Raw genomic sequence first — 14,909 nt, forward strand, 5'->3', positions numbered from 1 at the left:
CCTCCTGGCAGACGCGGATGGGTTGGTTGTCAGTCGGACCGGAGTCAGAGTCGATCAGGTTGGTGCGTCAGATCACCCGCACGTGAGCCTGGCCGGTGGCTGCGGCGGTGGCCGCGGCTGACGCCGGTCGATGGGCGGCATCCGGTTCGAGGCTGATGCGATACCAGCATTCCGCGCCGGTGGGCGAGCGGCCGGTGAGCGTGGGCATCTGGTGCAGGGTGCGCCCGCCCTGGGTCACGGCCTGGCAGACCGCCTGTTGCTCTTCCTTGGCATCCAGGGTGACCTCCTTCAGGTCCACGCCATGAAAGGACACATGAAACATGGCTGCCTCCGAACCTCTGATCTCGTCATACCACCAGTGAACGGCGGCAGCTCAGGCTCTTAGCAGCACAACACATCCCGTTATCACGGGAGCCTCCTCTGCCTGGCAGCGCTTGCTACGGACGGTGGAATTGGCTCCAGCAGTCACCAGGGCAGCTCCTCGCCGTTGGCGTGCCAGAAGCGGCCGCTGCTGGCGAGGGTGAGGGCATCGAGCCGGGCCAGCAGGCCTTCAGCGGCCTGTGCCGGCGGGATGCCGCTCGGGCTGAAGCCGATCATTTCGGTGCGCACCATGCCCGGATGCAGGATCGCCACCGCGATGCCCTTCCCCTTCAGGTCGATCGACAGGGACTTGCCGGCCATGCACAGCGCCGCCTTCGACATCCGGTAGCCGTAGTAGCCCCCGCTGCCGTTGTCGGCGATCGAGCCCATGCGGCTCGTGATCAGGCCCACCTTCGCGCCGCGGCGCAGCAGCGGCATCAGGGCTTCGGTCACGCGCAGCGGGCCGATGGCGTTGACCTCGAACTGGCGAAGGAGGCTGGCGCTGTCGATCCCGGGCCAGGCATCCGACTCGAGCAGTCCGGCGTTGTTGATCAGCAGGTCGACCGACTGGATCCCGGCTGAGGAGAGCGCCGCCGGCAGGGCGGCCACGCCCGCGTCGCTGCTCACATCCACGCTCTCGATGCGCGTCACGCCCAGATCCCTGAGCTCCGGGCTGCTCCGCCGGCAGATCGCCACCACCCGGTCACCGCGGGCGCTGAGCTGCCGGCAGAGCTCCAGGCCGATGCCCCGGTTGGCCCCGGTCACCATGACAGTGGAGCCTGACGAGGCGGGCATGAGGGCTACTGCTGAATGCAGTCCATCCTGGAACGGGTGCCGTCTCCCAGGCGGAAACGGCAGCGCTCACCGTGGCCCTGGTCGTCCTGCATCTCCACAGCGCCCGCTCCGGGTGAGGTGGAGCGGGTCCGGATCGTGTAGGAGCCTGAGCCCTCCGGGTTGGGCGGCGGTGGAATGGGGCGTTCCTGAGCCGTGGCGCCCGGCCCAGTGAGCAGGCCTGTGAGCAGAGCCGCCGCCAGCGCACCGATGCGGCAGGCCTCCCTGGAGAGAAAAGGGTGCGGGACCTGGACGGGTGCTGCCGATCGCATGGCGTCTGAGAGGAGGGGAATCACGGTCCTGCTGTGGGAGCGGTGCTGCCGCTCTGCTGGCCCTGCCACTCGCGGATGATCGATTCGGTGGTGGGTTCGGCGATCCCCAGCTGGCGCAGGCTGCGCTCGCTGGCCTCGAACTCCCGCCGGATCGTGGCATCGAGATCGGCGTCGCTCTGGTTGCGGATCAGCTCCTCCAGCTCCTCGCTGCTGATCGCCCGCTTCGGGCGCGGCTGTGGCGTGTCCGCCACGGCCGGCGCCGCGGCCAGCAGGGTCAGAAGCAACAAGGCGATGCTCATGGCTGCAGCGTGGCGACGCCGCCCGGGTTCTGCAAGCACCAGCGCCACCACTCGGGGAAGCCGGAGTCCGTTTCGAGCCACAGATGCCGCTGGTCGCACCAGTCCGCCCAGGCCAGATCGAGGCGCTCCTGCCAGAGCCCGATCAACGTCGGACAGCGTGAGGCCAGCGGGCGTGGATCGGCCCGCTGGCCCTGGCTGCCTTCGAGCAGCTCCTTCCAGATCACGAGGTCCTGCAGGGTTCCGAGTGCGTCCTGAACCCGCTTGAGCCGCAGCAGTCGGTCCCGCAGATCGGGCCGTACCGCCTCCCACATCTCCAGCTGATAGCGCAGCCGCTTGAACGCCTTGCGCAGCTCATGCAGGGCCAGCTCCTCCGGGCTGCCGGGGGCCGGCCGCTGGCCGTCGCCCCAGCCGCTGGCGAGCCGGATGCGGGCCATCTGGGCCATCAGGGCCGCCTGCAGCAGCGGAACGGACGGGGCCAGATCACCGGGCATGGTTGGAGTGGTGTCGCTCTGCAGCAGCCGGCTCCACCAGGCGGGTGGCCGCTGCAGATGCCTGGCCAGCCGGCGCCTGGCCCGCCGACGCCGCTTCCCAAGCGTGCGCAGCAGCCTGTCCAGCCGGCTCCGCTCGGCGTCGGCCATGGCGGTGCCGTTGGTGGTTCGGCAGGTCTCCAGCTCTTCCAGCAGGACGTCGAGGTCGCGCACCGCACCGGCCAGCCTGGCCATCCGTCCGAGCCGGGATGCTCCGGCCCAGTGCCAGTGATTGGGGAAGGCCTCCGCCATCGATCGCAGCCGACGCAGGCTGGTGCGGAACTGGTGCACGGCATGACGATCGGCCTCCAGTTGTTCGCTCTCAGCCGTTTTCGGAGGGGGGGCCAGCAACTCCGGCATCAGCCCGTTCAGGCGTTCGGCCAGCAGGGCATGGCGCCGCTCCAGCAGCCGGATCAGGGCTCTGTGACTCTCTCCGGCTTCCGGCAGGGTGCCGGCACTCTTGCCGCACGATGCGCCCATGGCAGCGCAAGCAGTCTTCACTGTTCAGGCTAGAAACCTCCTTCCAACCCAGCCATGGCGCTTGCCGGCCGCCGAGAGAACCGGCTCAGCCGGGAAGGATGTCCAGCACCGCGTCGGCACTGAGGGTGTGGACGATCCCCGTGTCCTGGCAGGCCACCTGCAGAAAGCTGACCTCCGGCCCGCGGGCCCCGCCCTCGGTGTGCAGCACCGTGCCCAGCCAGCTGGAACGCTCGGCCCCGGCGATGCGCACCGTGTCGCCGACGCGCACCTTCAGAAAGGCCGGTTCGGCCGGCTCCGGTCCCTTCCCTTCCGGAAAGGCGTTCAGGGCGTCGGGCATCGCGACAACGTCTGAGCGACGGGGGAGGTGAGGGTTGGATCACCTGGATGAAGCACCCATACTCTCCGGCAGATTTCGGTCCACCGTCAGCGTCATGCGCCTGCTTCCTCCACGTGCTTCCGCCTCGGGACGATCGGGGCGATCGGGGCGATCGGCGTGCCGGCGATCGAGTCGCTGGCGTCATGCCCTTCTCGTGGCAGCGGCGCTGCTGCCGATGCCGGCCCTGGCGAGCCCCAGCGTCTCGGTCCCCGATTTCAAAAATGAGGTGGGCAGCCTGGTCTGGTGGAGCCCCCGGGTGAGCCGACAGCTGGCCGATGCCCTCTCCAACGAGCTGACCAATGCCGGCGGGCTGCGGGTGGTGGAACGCCAGAACCTCAAGGAGGTGCTCTCGGAGCAGGAGCTGGCGGAGCTGGGAATCGTTCGCCCCGATGGGGCAGCGGCTCAGTCGGGCCAGATGACCGGCGCCCAGTACATCATTCTCGGCCGCATCAACGGCTATGAGGAGGGTGTGGAGCAGAAGCAGTCGGGCAGCGGCCTGCGCTTCCTGGGCTTCGGTGGCTCCAAAACCGTGTCGGAGGCGAAGGCTTACGTCTCGATGGATCTGCGGGTGGTGGATGCCAGCACCGGCGAGGTGGTGGGCGCCCGGACTGTGGAGGGGAGGGCCACCAGCACCGCCAAGGAGAAGGACTCGGGCGGCTCCCTGCTTCCCCTCGCCGGCCTGGTCGGCGGCCTCACGCGGGCATCGGGAACCGGGGCCTATGCCCTTGGTGCCGCGGCCACCTTCAGTTACGAGGAATCCTCGAGCGAGGCGAACCGCACCCCGGCGGCCAAGGCCATCCGTGCGGCTCTGATCGATGGCGCCGACTACGTGAACTGCCTGCTGGTGCTGCAGGACGGCTGCCTGACGGCGTATCAGCAGCAGGACGCCATCCGGCGCGCCCGTACCCGCGACGTGCTGCAGCTGGAATGAGCACGCAGCTGCAGGATCTGCTCCAGAACGGGCTCAACCACAGCCCGGACCGGGAAGCGCTGCGCACCAACCAGGGCTGCTGGACCTTCGCGGAGCTCGACCGGCTCGCGGATGGCGTCGCAGCCGGGCTGAGCCAACGCGGCGTGATGCCCGGGGACCGGGTGCTCTGGAGCCTTGTGAATGGTCATCCGGCGCTGCTGCTGTCCCTGGCCTGCCATCGCCTCGGAGCGGTGGCGGTGCCGGTGGCCACACGGCTCACGGCGGTGGAGATCGCCGCCATCGTGAAGCGGGTCCAGCCGGCTCTGGTGCTGGTGCCCCCGGAGCGCCGGCAGGTCCTCAGCCCGCTGCTCTCCCTGCCCGCCTCGGCGGTGATCGATGCCGATGCGCTGATCGCAGAGGCCCAGCGGTCGGAGCGCCGCTGGGCGGCCGCCGACGTTCCGCCGGATCATCCCGCTCTGCTGCTGTTCACCTCGGGCAGCACCGGGCAGCCCAAGGGCGTGCTGCACAGCCACAGGAGCTGCTGGACCTCGATCGACACTAGCCGGCAGGCCCTCGGGTTCACTGAGGAGGACGTGGTTCTGGTGGGCAAGCCCCTGTCCCACGCCGGCGGGCTGCAGACCCAGTTGCTGCCGGCACTCATGGCCGGTGCCCGGGTGGTGCTGACCATGCGGCCCAGTCCGGCCGAGGCGGTGGCTCTGATCCAGCGCCATCAGGTGAGCGAGTACGGCCTTCTCGCCAGTGACCTGCTCGATTTCGTCGACCACCTGGAGGTCACGGAAACCCGGCTGCCGAGCCTCCGCACCGTGATCGGTTCGGGCGACAGCGTTCCCCATGAGTTGCAGGAGCGGTTCCAGGCGCGGTTCGGCTGGCCCGCGCTCGAGGGTTGCGGGATGACCGAGGTGGGTGGCTACTACGCCATGCAGCCCCTGGAGGGTCCACGCCGCTTCGGCTCGATCGGCCGGCCCACGCCGGGGACCCGTGTGCGCCTTCTCGATGCGAGCGGAGTCGACCTGGCGGGCGAGCCCGATGGATCCCAGGCCGCCGGCCAGGTGGCGGTGCAGAGCGAGTCCCTCTTTCTCGGCTACTGGCAGGACCCTGATGCCACCGAAGCCAGCCTCAGCGACGGCTGGCTGCTCACCGGCGATCTGGCCCGCCGGGACGCCGACGGCTTTCTCTGGTTCGTGGGCCGCTCCAAGCTGATGATCGTGCGCCGCGGCTCCAACATCGCCCCGGCGGAGGTGGAGGAGGTGCTCGACGACCATCCCGCCATCCATGCGTCGGTGGTGGTGGGTGTGCCCCATCCCAGGGATGGGGCGGTGCCGGTGGCCTGGGTGGTGCCGGCCGATCCCGCCGATCCCCCCACTCTGGAGCAACTCGAGCCGCACTTCCGCTCACGCCTGGCGGCCGACCGTCATCCGGTGGCCCTGCTGATCCGGGATGATCTGCCCCGCAACCTCACCGGCAAGTTCGACCGGCAGCGGCTGGCGGAGGAGGCATGTCAACGCGTGCAGCACAGGGCCACCGGCGGCCCTGCGGCCTGAACGGCCAGAGGCTCCTCGAAGGGCCTCAGTTGCCCTGGAAGCCCGTTGCCTGCATCAGATCCTCGAGGGACTGCACACCCACAAGCCGCTCTCCATTGCTCAGGATCCAGGTCGGGAACGCGCGGATCTCGGCCTCACGGCAGCGCTCGCGGCCTGCATCCGTCTTGTCGCATTCCACGTAGGGGAGCCTGTTGCCGGCCTCCTTGCCGAAGAGATTCTTCTGCTGAAAGCAGGCTGGGCACCACCAGGCCCCATAGAACAGAGCGCCGCTCTTGCGCAGGTGCTCCACCAGCGCCTTCTGCTCCGGAGTGGAGGGGTTGAGCGCCTCTCCCAGGCTGCTGGTGCTGTTCTCGGAAGGTGTGCCGCCACGCGCTTCGGCGGGGCTTGATCCGCCCTTCACCAGGGAGAGCAGCACGCCGGCTGTTGCAGCCAGGGCGAGGCCCCAGAGGGCCTGGTGCCGGATGCCGGAGGTCCGAGCCATGGAATGCGCCTGAGAACGGTCGAGCCAGACCTTACGCGTGGGTGACGGAACCGGTGCTGAAGGTCTGGAAGCATGAGTCCGCTTCAGCTGCACCTCTGTCCTGCCCGGCCCTGTGATCCGTTCGCTCTGGCATCGCTACTCCGCCGCTCCTCTGAGCAGCAAGATCCTCATCGGCATCGTTTCGGGAGTGATCGCGGGCCTGCTGCTGCGGGAACGGGCCGACGCACTGGCGCCGATCGGGAACGCCTTCCTGCGGCTGTTCCAGATGCCCGTGATCCCCTACATCGTGGTGTCGATCATCTGCAGCATCGGCAGGCTCGAGCGGCAGCAGGCCCGTGCCACCTTCCTCGGCAGCGTCGGGGTGCTGCTCGGCATGTGGGCCGTGAGCCTGCTGCTGGTGGTGGCTGTTCCTGCCGCCTTCCCGGACTGGCAATCCGCCACGTATTTCAGCAGCAGTCAGCTGGAGCCGCCACCGGATCTGGATCTGGTGGAGCTGTTCATTCCGGTGAATCCCTTCAACGCCCTGGCGGAGGCGGTGGTGCCCTCCGTGGTGCTGTTCTCGATCGCCGTCGGCGTGGCACTGATCGGTGTGGAGGGCAAGGACACCACCATCGAGGTGCTGCGGCGCACGGGGGACGCGCTGCTCAAGGTGACCCAGGTGGTGGCCCGGTTCACTCCGGTCGGTGTGTTCGCGATCGTGGCCCGAGCCGTGGGCACCCTGCCCACGGAGGCCTTCGGTCGGATTCAGGTCTATGTGGTGCTGCAGGCCCTGCTGGCCCTCAGCCTGAGTCTGTGGGTGCTTCCCGCGGCGGTCGCCACGTTCACACGGTTGCGCTACGGGCTGTTGCTGAGGGCGTTCCGGGCACCCCTGCTCACCGCCTTCGCCACCGGCAACCTGCTGATTGTGTTGCCGCTGCTGGCGGATCGCTGCATCCTCCTGCTGGAGGAGCTGCCCGACCCGGGGAGCGGCAGTGAGGAGCAGGACCCGGGGGCGCGACGGGCAGCGATCGCCGCACCGGTGGAGCTGCTGATCCCCCTGTCGTTCGTGTTTCCCACGATGGGGAAGCTTCTGTCGCTGGCGTTCATCCCCTACGCAGCCTGGACGACCGGCCAGACGTTGCCGCCGGAGAGTGTGCCGGTGTTTCTGATCACCGGTCTGGCGAGTTTCTTCGGCGATGGCATCCTCGCCATGCGCTATCTGCTCGGCATCCTTTCGATGCCGGCCGATCTGGTGGAGCTCTACATCACCATCGATCAGGTCTCCGCCGCACGATTCGGCACACTTCTGGCGGGCATGTCCACCGTGACGCTGGCCCTTCTCGGTACCAGCGCCATCCGGGGCACCTGCCGCCGGCCCGGACGGCATCTGGCCCGGTTCATCGGCCTGAGCGTGCTGCTGCTGCTCTCGGTGATCCTGGCCACCCGCGAGGGCTTTCAGCGTCTGGCCAGCGACCCCTACATCAAGGGCGAGGAACTGGCTGGCCGGGGCTTCGCGTTGGCGCCGGGCGAGCTGGCGCCCGTGCTGACCACGCCTCCTGCCGAGGCTTCCGGCGTGCTCACCGCTCCCCTGCGGGTCTGCCTGGAGGAGGAGAGCGTGCCCCTGTCGTATCGCAACCGTGCCGGGGAACGGGTGGGCCTGGATGTGGAGCTGGCGCGTCTGATGGCCGCCGACCTGGGCCGGCCGCTGCTCCTGCACCCGGGGCCGGCAGCGGCGAAGGCACCCTGCGCTGTGGAGGCGATCTCGCTGGTGATCACGCCCGAGCGGGCTGCGGCCCGTCGCATGTCCAGGCCGTTGCGGAAGGAAACCGTGGCGTTTCTGGTCACCGATCAGGAGGTGGGGCGGTTCAGTTCGATTGCTGCGCTGGCCGCCAGCGGGCCGCTGCGCATCGGACTGGTGAACGCCAGCCGCTTCGGCCTGCAGCGGATGGGCCACCTGCTGCCCAATGCCCGCTTCGTGGAGAGCGAGAGCGTGGCCGAACTGATGGAGCAGGTGAAGAGCGGCCGGCTCGATGCGCTGCTCACCGCCGCCGAAAGCGGGGCGTCGCTCACCGTGCTCGATCCGAGGTTCAGCATGGCCATCCCCCGGCCGCTGATTCAGGTCCCCGTGGGCTGGACGGTCGCCGGCGACGATCCCGACCTGCTGCGGGCGGTCAATGCCTGGATCGAGCTGCGCCGTCTCGACGGCACCATCGACGAGCTGAGCCGCCATTGGCTGGAAGGTGTTCCTCCCGATCGCGCGCGTTGAGGCTGTTGAGAATGGGCCGATGACTGAACCCGGCCAGTTGACGGCCTCCCGTCTGGTGGATGGCCCCGAGCAGGCCCCCGCCACTCTCCTGCTGGCGCATGGCGCCGGCGCTCCGATGGACAGCCCCTTCATGGCGGGCATGGCCGAGGGCCTGGCGGGCCTCGGCTGGAGGGTGGTGCGCTTCGAGTTCCCCTACATGACGCGGCAGCGGCTCAGCGGCCGGCGGGCGGCACCGGATCGCATGCCGAAGCTGATGGAGGCCTTCCGCCAGCAGGTCGCACTGGAGCAGGGGGGCGCGCCGCTGATCATCGGCGGCAAGTCGATGGGCGGGCGGGTCGCCAGCCTGCTGGCCGATGAGCTGGCGGTCGGCGCCGGGGTGCTCGGCTGCTGCTGTCTGGGCTACCCGTTTCACCCGATCGGCAAGCCCCAGCAGACCCGCCTGGAGCATCTGCAGCCGCTGCGCACCCCCACCCTGATCGTGCAGGGCGAGCGTGACGGCATGGGCCGGCGCTCGGAGGTGGAGGCCTACGGACTCAGCGATCGGGTCACGCTGCACTGGATCACGGATGGCGATCACAGCTTCAAGCCCAGCCGGCGCTCCGGCCTCAGCGAAGCGGGCAACCGGGCCGAGGCGGTGAGCGCTGTCGATCGCTTTGGCCACTCCCTTCTCAAGGCCCCCTGCTGATGGAACCACCTGCCGCCGCTGCGCGTCTGGGCCGGGTGCTCGATCCGGTGATCCCCCGCCTGGGCCATCTGCTGGCGGCGCACCCCGAGGCGCTCTCTCTGGGTCAGGGGATGGTGTCGTGGGGCCCGCCGGCGGGGGTGCGCACGGCCCTGACGGAGGCGTGTCTGCAGCCCGGCGCCTGCGATCGCTACGGCCCGATGGCCGGGGATCCCGAGGTGCTGGAGGGCCTGAGGGCTCTGCTGCGCGGCCGGCACGGCCTCGATCTCGATGGCAGCGGCGTGCTGGCCACCGCCGGCAGCAACATGGCCTTCAACGCCATCGCCCAGGTGATCTGCGATCCCGGCGATGAGGTGATCCTGCCGAAGCCTTACTACTTCAATCACGTGATGGCGGTGCAGCTGGCCGGGGGCCAGCCGCGGGCCATCGATGCGGGTCTGATTCTCGACCCCGAGCGGCTGGCGGCCGCGATCACGCCGCGCACCCGGGCGATTGTGACCATCTCGCCCGGCAATCCCAGCGGGGCCGTGCAACCGGCCGCGCGGCTGGAGGCCATCAACCGCCTCTGCGCGGCCCACGGGCTGTTTCACATTCACGACGAGGCCTATGCCGCCTTCTGCCATGGCGCCACACCGCACTGGAGCCCCGGCTCGCTGGCGGGCAGCGGTCGGCACACCGTCACGCTCGGCTCGTTCTCGAAGAGCCACGGCCTGGCGGGCTGGCGGCTGGGCTATCTGGCCGCTCCCGAGCAGCTCCTGCCGGCGCTGGCCAAGGTGCAGGACACGATCCTCATCTGCCCCAGCCGGCCGCTGCAGCGCGCAGCCCTCGCCGCAGCGCAGGTGCCCCAGGCCTGGGTGGCGCAGCAGGTGCAGACGCTCGAACCGAAGCGACGCCACCTGCGCGAGCTGATCGGGCGAGCGGACACCCCCTGGCAGTTGCTGTGTGACTGTGACGGAGCCTTCTACGGCCTGATCGGTCTGCGCGATCCGTCCGCCCGGCTCGCGGGTGAGGATCCGGACTGGTTGATGACAACCCTGGTTCAATCCTTCGGCGTGGGAGTGGTGAGCGGCGCCAGCTTCGGCATCGCTTCCAGCAGCTTTCGCGTCAGCTACGGAATTCTGACGATGCGCGAGTTCACCGAGGCGATGGAGCGGTTGATGGGCGGACTTCGTGTTCTCTCAGATCATGTGACGCGCGACTGACCCATCCGCAGCGTGGCCGCCCTGAGCATCAGAGCGTGGGCTCCACCGCCCGGGCGATGTACATGACGTAGCCGAACACATCGCCGTAGGTTTCATACAGCCGGATCTCCTCCTCCGTTTCGGCCACGATGTCCCGGGCTGCTTCGCTGTGATCGTGGCGCTCCAGGAAAGCGGCGAAGCCGGCCTGCAGGGGGCGGTAGTAGTTCTCCAGCCAGCACCGCGCCGGCAGCAGAAACGTGGCGATCGGTTGAAAGGCGTTCTGCTCGAGCACCGCCAGCTTGCTGGAGGTGCAGGCCACCTCCGGGTACTCCCGCTCCCAGTGCTCCTGGATCTCCGGCGGGCGCCTGGCCGTGGTCCAGCTCAGCTCGGAGGCGACCAGCACTCCGCCGGGCCTGAGGCAGGGCCGGAGGGCGGCCACGGCTCTGGAAAAACCGACGCTGTAGAGGGCGCCCTCCGACCAGATCAGATCCAGCGTGCCGGCTTCGATTTCCAGAGCATCCATCGAACCGCACAGCGTGGTGATGCGCTCGCGCAGCCCCCGGGCCTCGGCCCGCTGCTCCAGTTCCCGCAGGAACGGTGGCATCAGGTCCACGGCGGTGATCTGTGCATTGAGCAGGCGCGCCAGCAGCAGAGTGGATGCGCCGGTGCCGCAGCCGATGTCGGCCACCTGAAGCGGCTGGGCCGTGGCGCGGAGGATGCCGGAGAGCTCCAGGGCCAGGCGGCTCTCCTCCACCCCACCGGGGCCGAGACGCTCCTGACCCCGGTACAGATCCACCAGCAGCGCCGTCGGGTCCATGGCTTCCGGATCGGATGCGGTCTTGCTCATACCAGCGTGGCCCCCCGGAAGGCGCCGACCGGCGCGAGTGCATCCAGTTCCCTCAGATCAGCCTCGGAGAGCTGCACGGTGAGAGCAGCCAGGTTCTCGTCGATCCGGGAGGCGTGCCGGGTTCCCGGGATCGGCAGGATCGTGTCGCCCTGAGCCAGCAGCCAGGCCAGGGCCAGCTGGGCGGGAGTGATCGCCAGCCTGCGGGCCAACGCCTGGATCCCCTCCAGCCGCTCCCGATTCGCCGACAGGTTCTCGTCCTGCAGTTTCGGGTTGAAGCGGCGGAAGTCCTCTGACGTCAGTTCGGGCAGCTGCCCTGTGAGGACGCCGGCTCCCAGGGGAGACCAGCACACCATCAGGGCACTGATGCTGCGGATGGCCGGCAGCAGGCTCTGCTCCGCTTCGCGGCGGAACAGGGAGTACTCGTACTGAACCGCTGCGATCGGGTGCACGGCATGGGCCTGCAGCACCTGCTCGGCGGTGACGTTGGAGAGGCCGATCGCCTTGACCTTGCCGGCGGCCACCGCTGCCCCCATCGCGGCCACCGTTTCCTCGAGCGGTGTGCCGGGGTCCGGATCGTGGGCGTAGAGCAGATCGATGGCCTCCAGGCGCAGCCGCTGCAGGCTGTTGTCGATCGCCCTGCTCACGTAGGCGGTGCTGCCATTGATGGTGAGCGGGAAGCCCCAGCCCGTGTCCAGCTGGCTGCCGCTCTGATCCGGCTCGAACACGATGCCCAGCTTGGTGGCCACGCAGGCGTCGCGCCCGCTCTGCCGGATGGCCTCACCGATCAGGGTCTCCAGGGCTGTGTCCCTGTCCGAGGGACCGTAGTAGCCCTCCAGGCCCATGGCGCCGTAGCCGATCCGTTGCACCGCAGCGGAACCGATCGAAAGCATGAGGAAGCGGGCCCAGTGGCTGGACGCTAAGGGGTGTCACCGGGGCCGCCGGCGGATCGATTGCGGCCGAGATGCTCCACGTAGCTCTGGACGTTGAACGGGGAGAAGGCCCAGCGGTAGGCCAGGCGGGCCGGGTGTCTGGGGTGGCCGTGGCGCGTGATCGGGCCATGGTGGATCCAGCGGCAGCTCAAAGGCCTGAGCCGGCAGGCGAGTGCTGCGAGGGAGTCGGCCAGATAGCGGCGCAATGCGATCCCTTCTCCCCAGGCCGCCCAGATCACCCGCTCCCGGTTCGCGCGCACGAGCGCGTCGATGCAGTGCTGGTTGTGCGCGAGCAGGCGCGGATCCGCCTGCTGCGGCAGATCCCGGGGATCGGTGGCCCGGAGCGGGTAAAGGTTGGCGAGAACGAAGCCGTTGAAGCCGTTGCCGGTCGCCACGGCCGCCACTCTCCGCACCGTGGGATCGCTGCGGTGCTGATCGGCCGTGCTGGGGTTCAGGCCCAGCACGATCAGCGCGGCGTCACCACCCGTTCCCAGCAGAACGCGGACCGCTCCGTTGTCTGCCTCGCTGCAGAGGGCAAACAGGGGAGGCGGGTCACGTTCAGACACCAGCGACGACCTCTCGCATCGGCTGGGATCTGCCGACCACATCTGCCGTGACGTGCTCGGCCAGTGGAGAGGCCGGAGGAATCCGCATCAACCTCAACCGCCCTGGATGGACTAGGTGTGAGGGTGATCGCGAGGCCTGGGGAGCTGAGCAGCCCTTGGGGCGGGCGGGTCCCCCAAGCCACACCAGGACAGGGGTGGATCCGTCGCAGGATTGAGGACTCTGATGAAAGGCACCGTCTACGTGATTCGTCACCGCGACTCCGGCATGGTCAAGATCGGCTCCGCTGGGCTGTGGCTCCTTCGTGCCAAGGCTCTCAAGGTGGGTCTCAGCACGGATCAGCTGGCGGCGGTGACGGTCGGGGACATGCTGGAGCTCGAGGCTGAGCTGCACGAGCGCTACCAGGATCAGCAGCTTCCCGGCAGCGATTACTTCCAGCTCAGCCCTGAGCAGACGGATGAGGCGGTCGCCATCGTGCGCGCCCTCGGCCATGAACTGCCGCCCTTCTCTCCCCCGGACCAGACCCCCACGACTGAGCCATCACTGCCCCCACCTGACAAGGCAGACCGAGAGACGAAGAACGAACCGACCAGCACAGCCATGGCCAGACTGATCCGTGAGGATCTCCCAAGGCTGGTGGCCAGAAACCCCTGGATCAGTCATTGGTCAACACCACCGCTTGAACCGGATTCCGATGGACGCCCAACGTGCGCAGGCTGTTGCTTCCTGATGTGGGACACCCCGGATCGCCGCGGCGGAGCGGCATGGATCCGGGCGAATGGACCTGGAGGGGAGCCTCTGGTCGACATGCGCTGCCGCCATCTGCAGCCGGCTGTGGAAGAGCTGCGTGATGAGGGCCTCTCGCTGACGGCCAGCAAGCTCATTGAGCTGCTGGATGATATGGACAGGACTCAGGCACGCCCGGAGGCAGTGACGCGTCGCGATCGTGACATCAGAGCCGATGGGCACTGGTAGGGATCACTTCACCCTCTCCTGGTCAAGCCAGACCCCTCGACCCATTCGTCCGTGCGGCGATGGAGTAGCCATCCTCATCCTTCATGCGGCCGGTGATCGCGGAGGCCATGGTCAGAATTCCAGCCTGCATGGCTTTGCGGAGAGCCTGGGTCTGAGTCGTGGCCCCGAGTTTGGCCAGCACTTGTGCCTCGGTTGTTGTCAGAGCGTCGAATGAGATCCCCAGCCTGGCGGCCACAGTCGCCTTCGGCAGACCCAGCATCATCCCTCTGAGTGCTTCAAGCTCAATCTCGTCCAGGCCGTTGATGGCGCCGATGTGTTCCTCGTCGCTCTCGGACCATGTGGTCCCTTTCACTTTGCCGGAGTAATAGACGCCTCCGCCCATGACGACGCGAATGGCATACGTCAGGTTGTCTGTCATGCGACAAATGCCGTCGCAGCCAAGCCTGAGAGCCTCTTCGGCTGTCAAGATGTCGTCATTCTCCACGACCAGGATCGTCTTGATCCGTCGGTTGGTCGCCTTCGCTTGTTTCAGCAGAGAGAGTCCCGAGCCTGCTTCCAGAAACTGACTGGAGATCAGGAGGTCGGGACGCGACTGCTCAACCCTGATGAAGCCCTCGTCTTCGGTTGTGGCGGCTCCGGTCAGTCGCTTGGTGATCGGGGGAATGCACATGAACCCGCCAAGCCACTTGAGGTGACCAAAGCACATCACGATGGTTGATGCTCCCAGGATGTCGTCAACATCGTCCAGGAGTCGCGGAACCCTTGGGATGTAGTTGGTAAGATCCATCTCGTGGCTGAGTTGAGTTGATTATGGCCACAGAATCAGAAGAGTGCAACTTGAGCTTGCCTTGCGAGACGCCCGCGTGCCGCCGTCCCGTGCCGTTTCGAGAATCAGGAGGCTAGAGATCTTGTGGCTTGGATTGTTGCGGCCCGACTCGTTGATTAGGTTTCTTGCTGATGACCTGCTGATCGTTGTCTGCATATCGAGCAGTGTATCTGAGCAAGGGTGCGCCATTGATGGGCCCGAAGCGCTGGCTGTCAGCATTTGAGGTGAGGCTGAGGATTGCCTTCAGACTGGACCTTTCTGCTCATCAGAGTCCAGCACTGTCTGCAGGGTTGCAGCCGCATTCAGCAGATCAGGCAGCAGTGGATGAGCCTTGCGAATGTCGGCCCGTTGCTCAGCTGTCGTGGCGTTCTTCAGAGCCAGGAAGGCTGCAGCCGTATCCTCCGCAGCCTCCACAACCTGGCCCGCGTGTTCGAGCACCTGTCGAGTGGTCCATTCCAGGCGAGCCATGACGCAACGGCGGGGACCATGTTGTCGTCTGTCAACCGGCCGGTGTCAAGGACACATCGCCATGATGACTGGCTTCACTCTCTGATGGAACCAG

Annotated in this window: 18 protein-coding genes; 6 read left to right on the top strand and 12 right to left on the bottom strand. The window is 67.9% G+C overall.

The window, feature by feature from the left end:
• Positions 1–67: 67 nt before the first annotated feature.
• From EVJ50_RS13070 to EVJ50_RS13095, 6 genes are all read right to left on the bottom strand, one after another.
• Positions 68–322, bottom strand: coding sequence for a hypothetical protein (locus EVJ50_RS13070; RefSeq protein WP_150884461.1), 255 nt, complete (start codon positions 320–322; stop codon positions 68–70).
• A gap of 143 nt (positions 323–465) precedes the next feature.
• Positions 466–1,128, bottom strand: coding sequence for an SDR family oxidoreductase (locus tag EVJ50_RS13075; protein ID WP_255452564.1), 663 nt, complete (start codon positions 1,126–1,128; stop codon positions 466–468).
• Between the two features lie 32 nt (positions 1,129–1,160).
• On the bottom strand, positions 1,161–1,487 hold the full coding sequence (locus EVJ50_RS13080) for a hypothetical protein (RefSeq protein ID WP_150884463.1): 327 nt from the start codon (positions 1,485–1,487) through the stop codon (positions 1,161–1,163).
• Complete coding sequence (locus tag EVJ50_RS13085) at positions 1,484–1,762, bottom strand: hypothetical protein (RefSeq protein ID WP_150884464.1); 279 nt, start codon at positions 1,760–1,762, stop codon at positions 1,484–1,486. Before EVJ50_RS13085 ends, EVJ50_RS13080 begins: the two co-directional genes overlap by 4 nt.
• Positions 1,759–2,769, bottom strand: coding sequence for a CHAD domain-containing protein (locus tag EVJ50_RS13090; RefSeq protein ID WP_150884465.1), 1,011 nt, complete (start codon positions 2,767–2,769; stop codon positions 1,759–1,761). The genes EVJ50_RS13085 and EVJ50_RS13090 overlap by 4 nt, the downstream gene beginning before the upstream one ends.
• A gap of 85 nt (positions 2,770–2,854) precedes the next feature.
• Positions 2,855–3,106: a DUF3104 domain-containing protein gene (locus EVJ50_RS13095; protein WP_150884466.1), complete on the bottom strand. Its 252-nt coding sequence runs from the start codon at positions 3,104–3,106 to the stop codon at positions 2,855–2,857.
• A 193-nt stretch (positions 3,107–3,299) separates the two neighbouring features.
• On the opposite strand from EVJ50_RS13095, the gene EVJ50_RS13100 reads away from it, so the two are divergent.
• Both EVJ50_RS13100 and EVJ50_RS13105 read left to right on the top strand, forming a co-directional pair.
• Positions 3,300–4,076 carry a CsgG/HfaB family protein gene (locus tag EVJ50_RS13100; protein WP_225322952.1) on the top strand — a complete coding sequence of 259 codons (777 nt, stop codon included), beginning with the start codon at positions 3,300–3,302 and terminating at the stop codon, positions 4,074–4,076.
• Entirely contained in the window at positions 4,073–5,617 is a 1,545-nt protein-coding gene (locus EVJ50_RS13105; protein WP_150884468.1) for a class I adenylate-forming enzyme family protein, read from the top strand. Before EVJ50_RS13100 ends, EVJ50_RS13105 begins: the two co-directional genes overlap by 4 nt.
• A gap of 25 nt (positions 5,618–5,642) precedes the next feature.
• Here the strand turns inward: EVJ50_RS13105 and EVJ50_RS13110 are convergent, their stop codons facing one another.
• Positions 5,643–6,098: a thioredoxin family protein gene (locus EVJ50_RS13110; RefSeq protein ID WP_150884469.1), complete on the bottom strand. Its 456-nt coding sequence runs from the start codon at positions 6,096–6,098 to the stop codon at positions 5,643–5,645.
• Positions 6,099–6,210: 112 nt separating this feature from the next.
• Between EVJ50_RS13110 and EVJ50_RS13115 the strand changes: the two genes are divergently transcribed.
• From EVJ50_RS13115 to EVJ50_RS13125, 3 genes are read left to right on the top strand one after another with little or no spacing between them, the layout of a single operon-like run.
• Positions 6,211–8,343: a cation:dicarboxylate symporter family transporter gene (locus EVJ50_RS13115; protein WP_150884470.1), complete on the top strand. Its 2,133-nt coding sequence runs from the start codon at positions 6,211–6,213 to the stop codon at positions 8,341–8,343.
• Between the two features lie 37 nt (positions 8,344–8,380).
• Positions 8,381–9,028: an alpha/beta family hydrolase gene (locus EVJ50_RS13120; protein ID WP_225322953.1), complete on the top strand. Its 648-nt coding sequence runs from the start codon at positions 8,381–8,383 to the stop codon at positions 9,026–9,028.
• Positions 9,028–10,227 (top strand): aminotransferase class I/II-fold pyridoxal phosphate-dependent enzyme, encoded by a 1,200-nt coding sequence (locus EVJ50_RS13125; protein WP_150884472.1) that lies wholly within the window; start codon positions 9,028–9,030, stop codon positions 10,225–10,227. Before EVJ50_RS13120 ends, EVJ50_RS13125 begins: the two co-directional genes overlap by 1 nt.
• A 28-nt stretch (positions 10,228–10,255) precedes the next feature.
• Here the strand turns inward: EVJ50_RS13125 and EVJ50_RS13130 are convergent, their stop codons facing one another.
• Genes EVJ50_RS13130 through EVJ50_RS13140 form a run of 3 tightly spaced genes read right to left on the bottom strand, consistent with a single transcriptional unit; the run spans position 10,256 to position 12,548 of the window.
• Positions 10,256–11,053 (bottom strand): class I SAM-dependent methyltransferase, encoded by a 798-nt coding sequence (locus tag EVJ50_RS13130; RefSeq protein ID WP_225322954.1) that lies wholly within the window; start codon positions 11,051–11,053, stop codon positions 10,256–10,258.
• Positions 11,050–11,943 carry an aldo/keto reductase gene (locus EVJ50_RS13135; protein ID WP_150884473.1) on the bottom strand — a complete coding sequence of 298 codons (894 nt, stop codon included), beginning with the start codon at positions 11,941–11,943 and terminating at the stop codon, positions 11,050–11,052. Before EVJ50_RS13135 ends, EVJ50_RS13130 begins: the two co-directional genes overlap by 4 nt.
• A gap of 26 nt (positions 11,944–11,969) precedes the next feature.
• Positions 11,970–12,548, bottom strand: coding sequence for a DUF1643 domain-containing protein (locus tag EVJ50_RS13140; RefSeq protein WP_191964787.1), 579 nt, complete (start codon positions 12,546–12,548; stop codon positions 11,970–11,972).
• Positions 12,549–12,771: 223 nt separating this feature from the next.
• On the opposite strand from EVJ50_RS13140, the gene EVJ50_RS13145 reads away from it, so the two are divergent.
• Positions 12,772–13,521: a GIY-YIG nuclease family protein gene (locus EVJ50_RS13145; RefSeq protein WP_150884475.1), complete on the top strand. Its 750-nt coding sequence runs from the start codon at positions 12,772–12,774 to the stop codon at positions 13,519–13,521.
• Positions 13,522–13,543: 22 nt separating this feature from the next.
• Here EVJ50_RS13145 and EVJ50_RS13150 read toward each other — a convergent pair whose 3' ends face one another.
• On the bottom strand, positions 13,544–14,308 hold the full coding sequence (locus EVJ50_RS13150) for a response regulator transcription factor (protein ID WP_150884476.1): 765 nt from the start codon (positions 14,306–14,308) through the stop codon (positions 13,544–13,546).
• A 282-nt stretch (positions 14,309–14,590) separates the two neighbouring features.
• Positions 14,591–14,815 (bottom strand): hypothetical protein, encoded by a 225-nt coding sequence (locus tag EVJ50_RS13155; RefSeq protein ID WP_150884477.1) that lies wholly within the window; start codon positions 14,813–14,815, stop codon positions 14,591–14,593.
• Between the last annotated feature and the right edge of the window lie 94 nt (positions 14,816–14,909).

The sequence above is a fragment of the Synechococcus sp. RSCCF101 genome, from assembly GCF_008807075.1.
Lineage (GTDB): Bacteria > Cyanobacteriota > Cyanobacteriia > PCC-6307 > Cyanobiaceae > RSCCF101.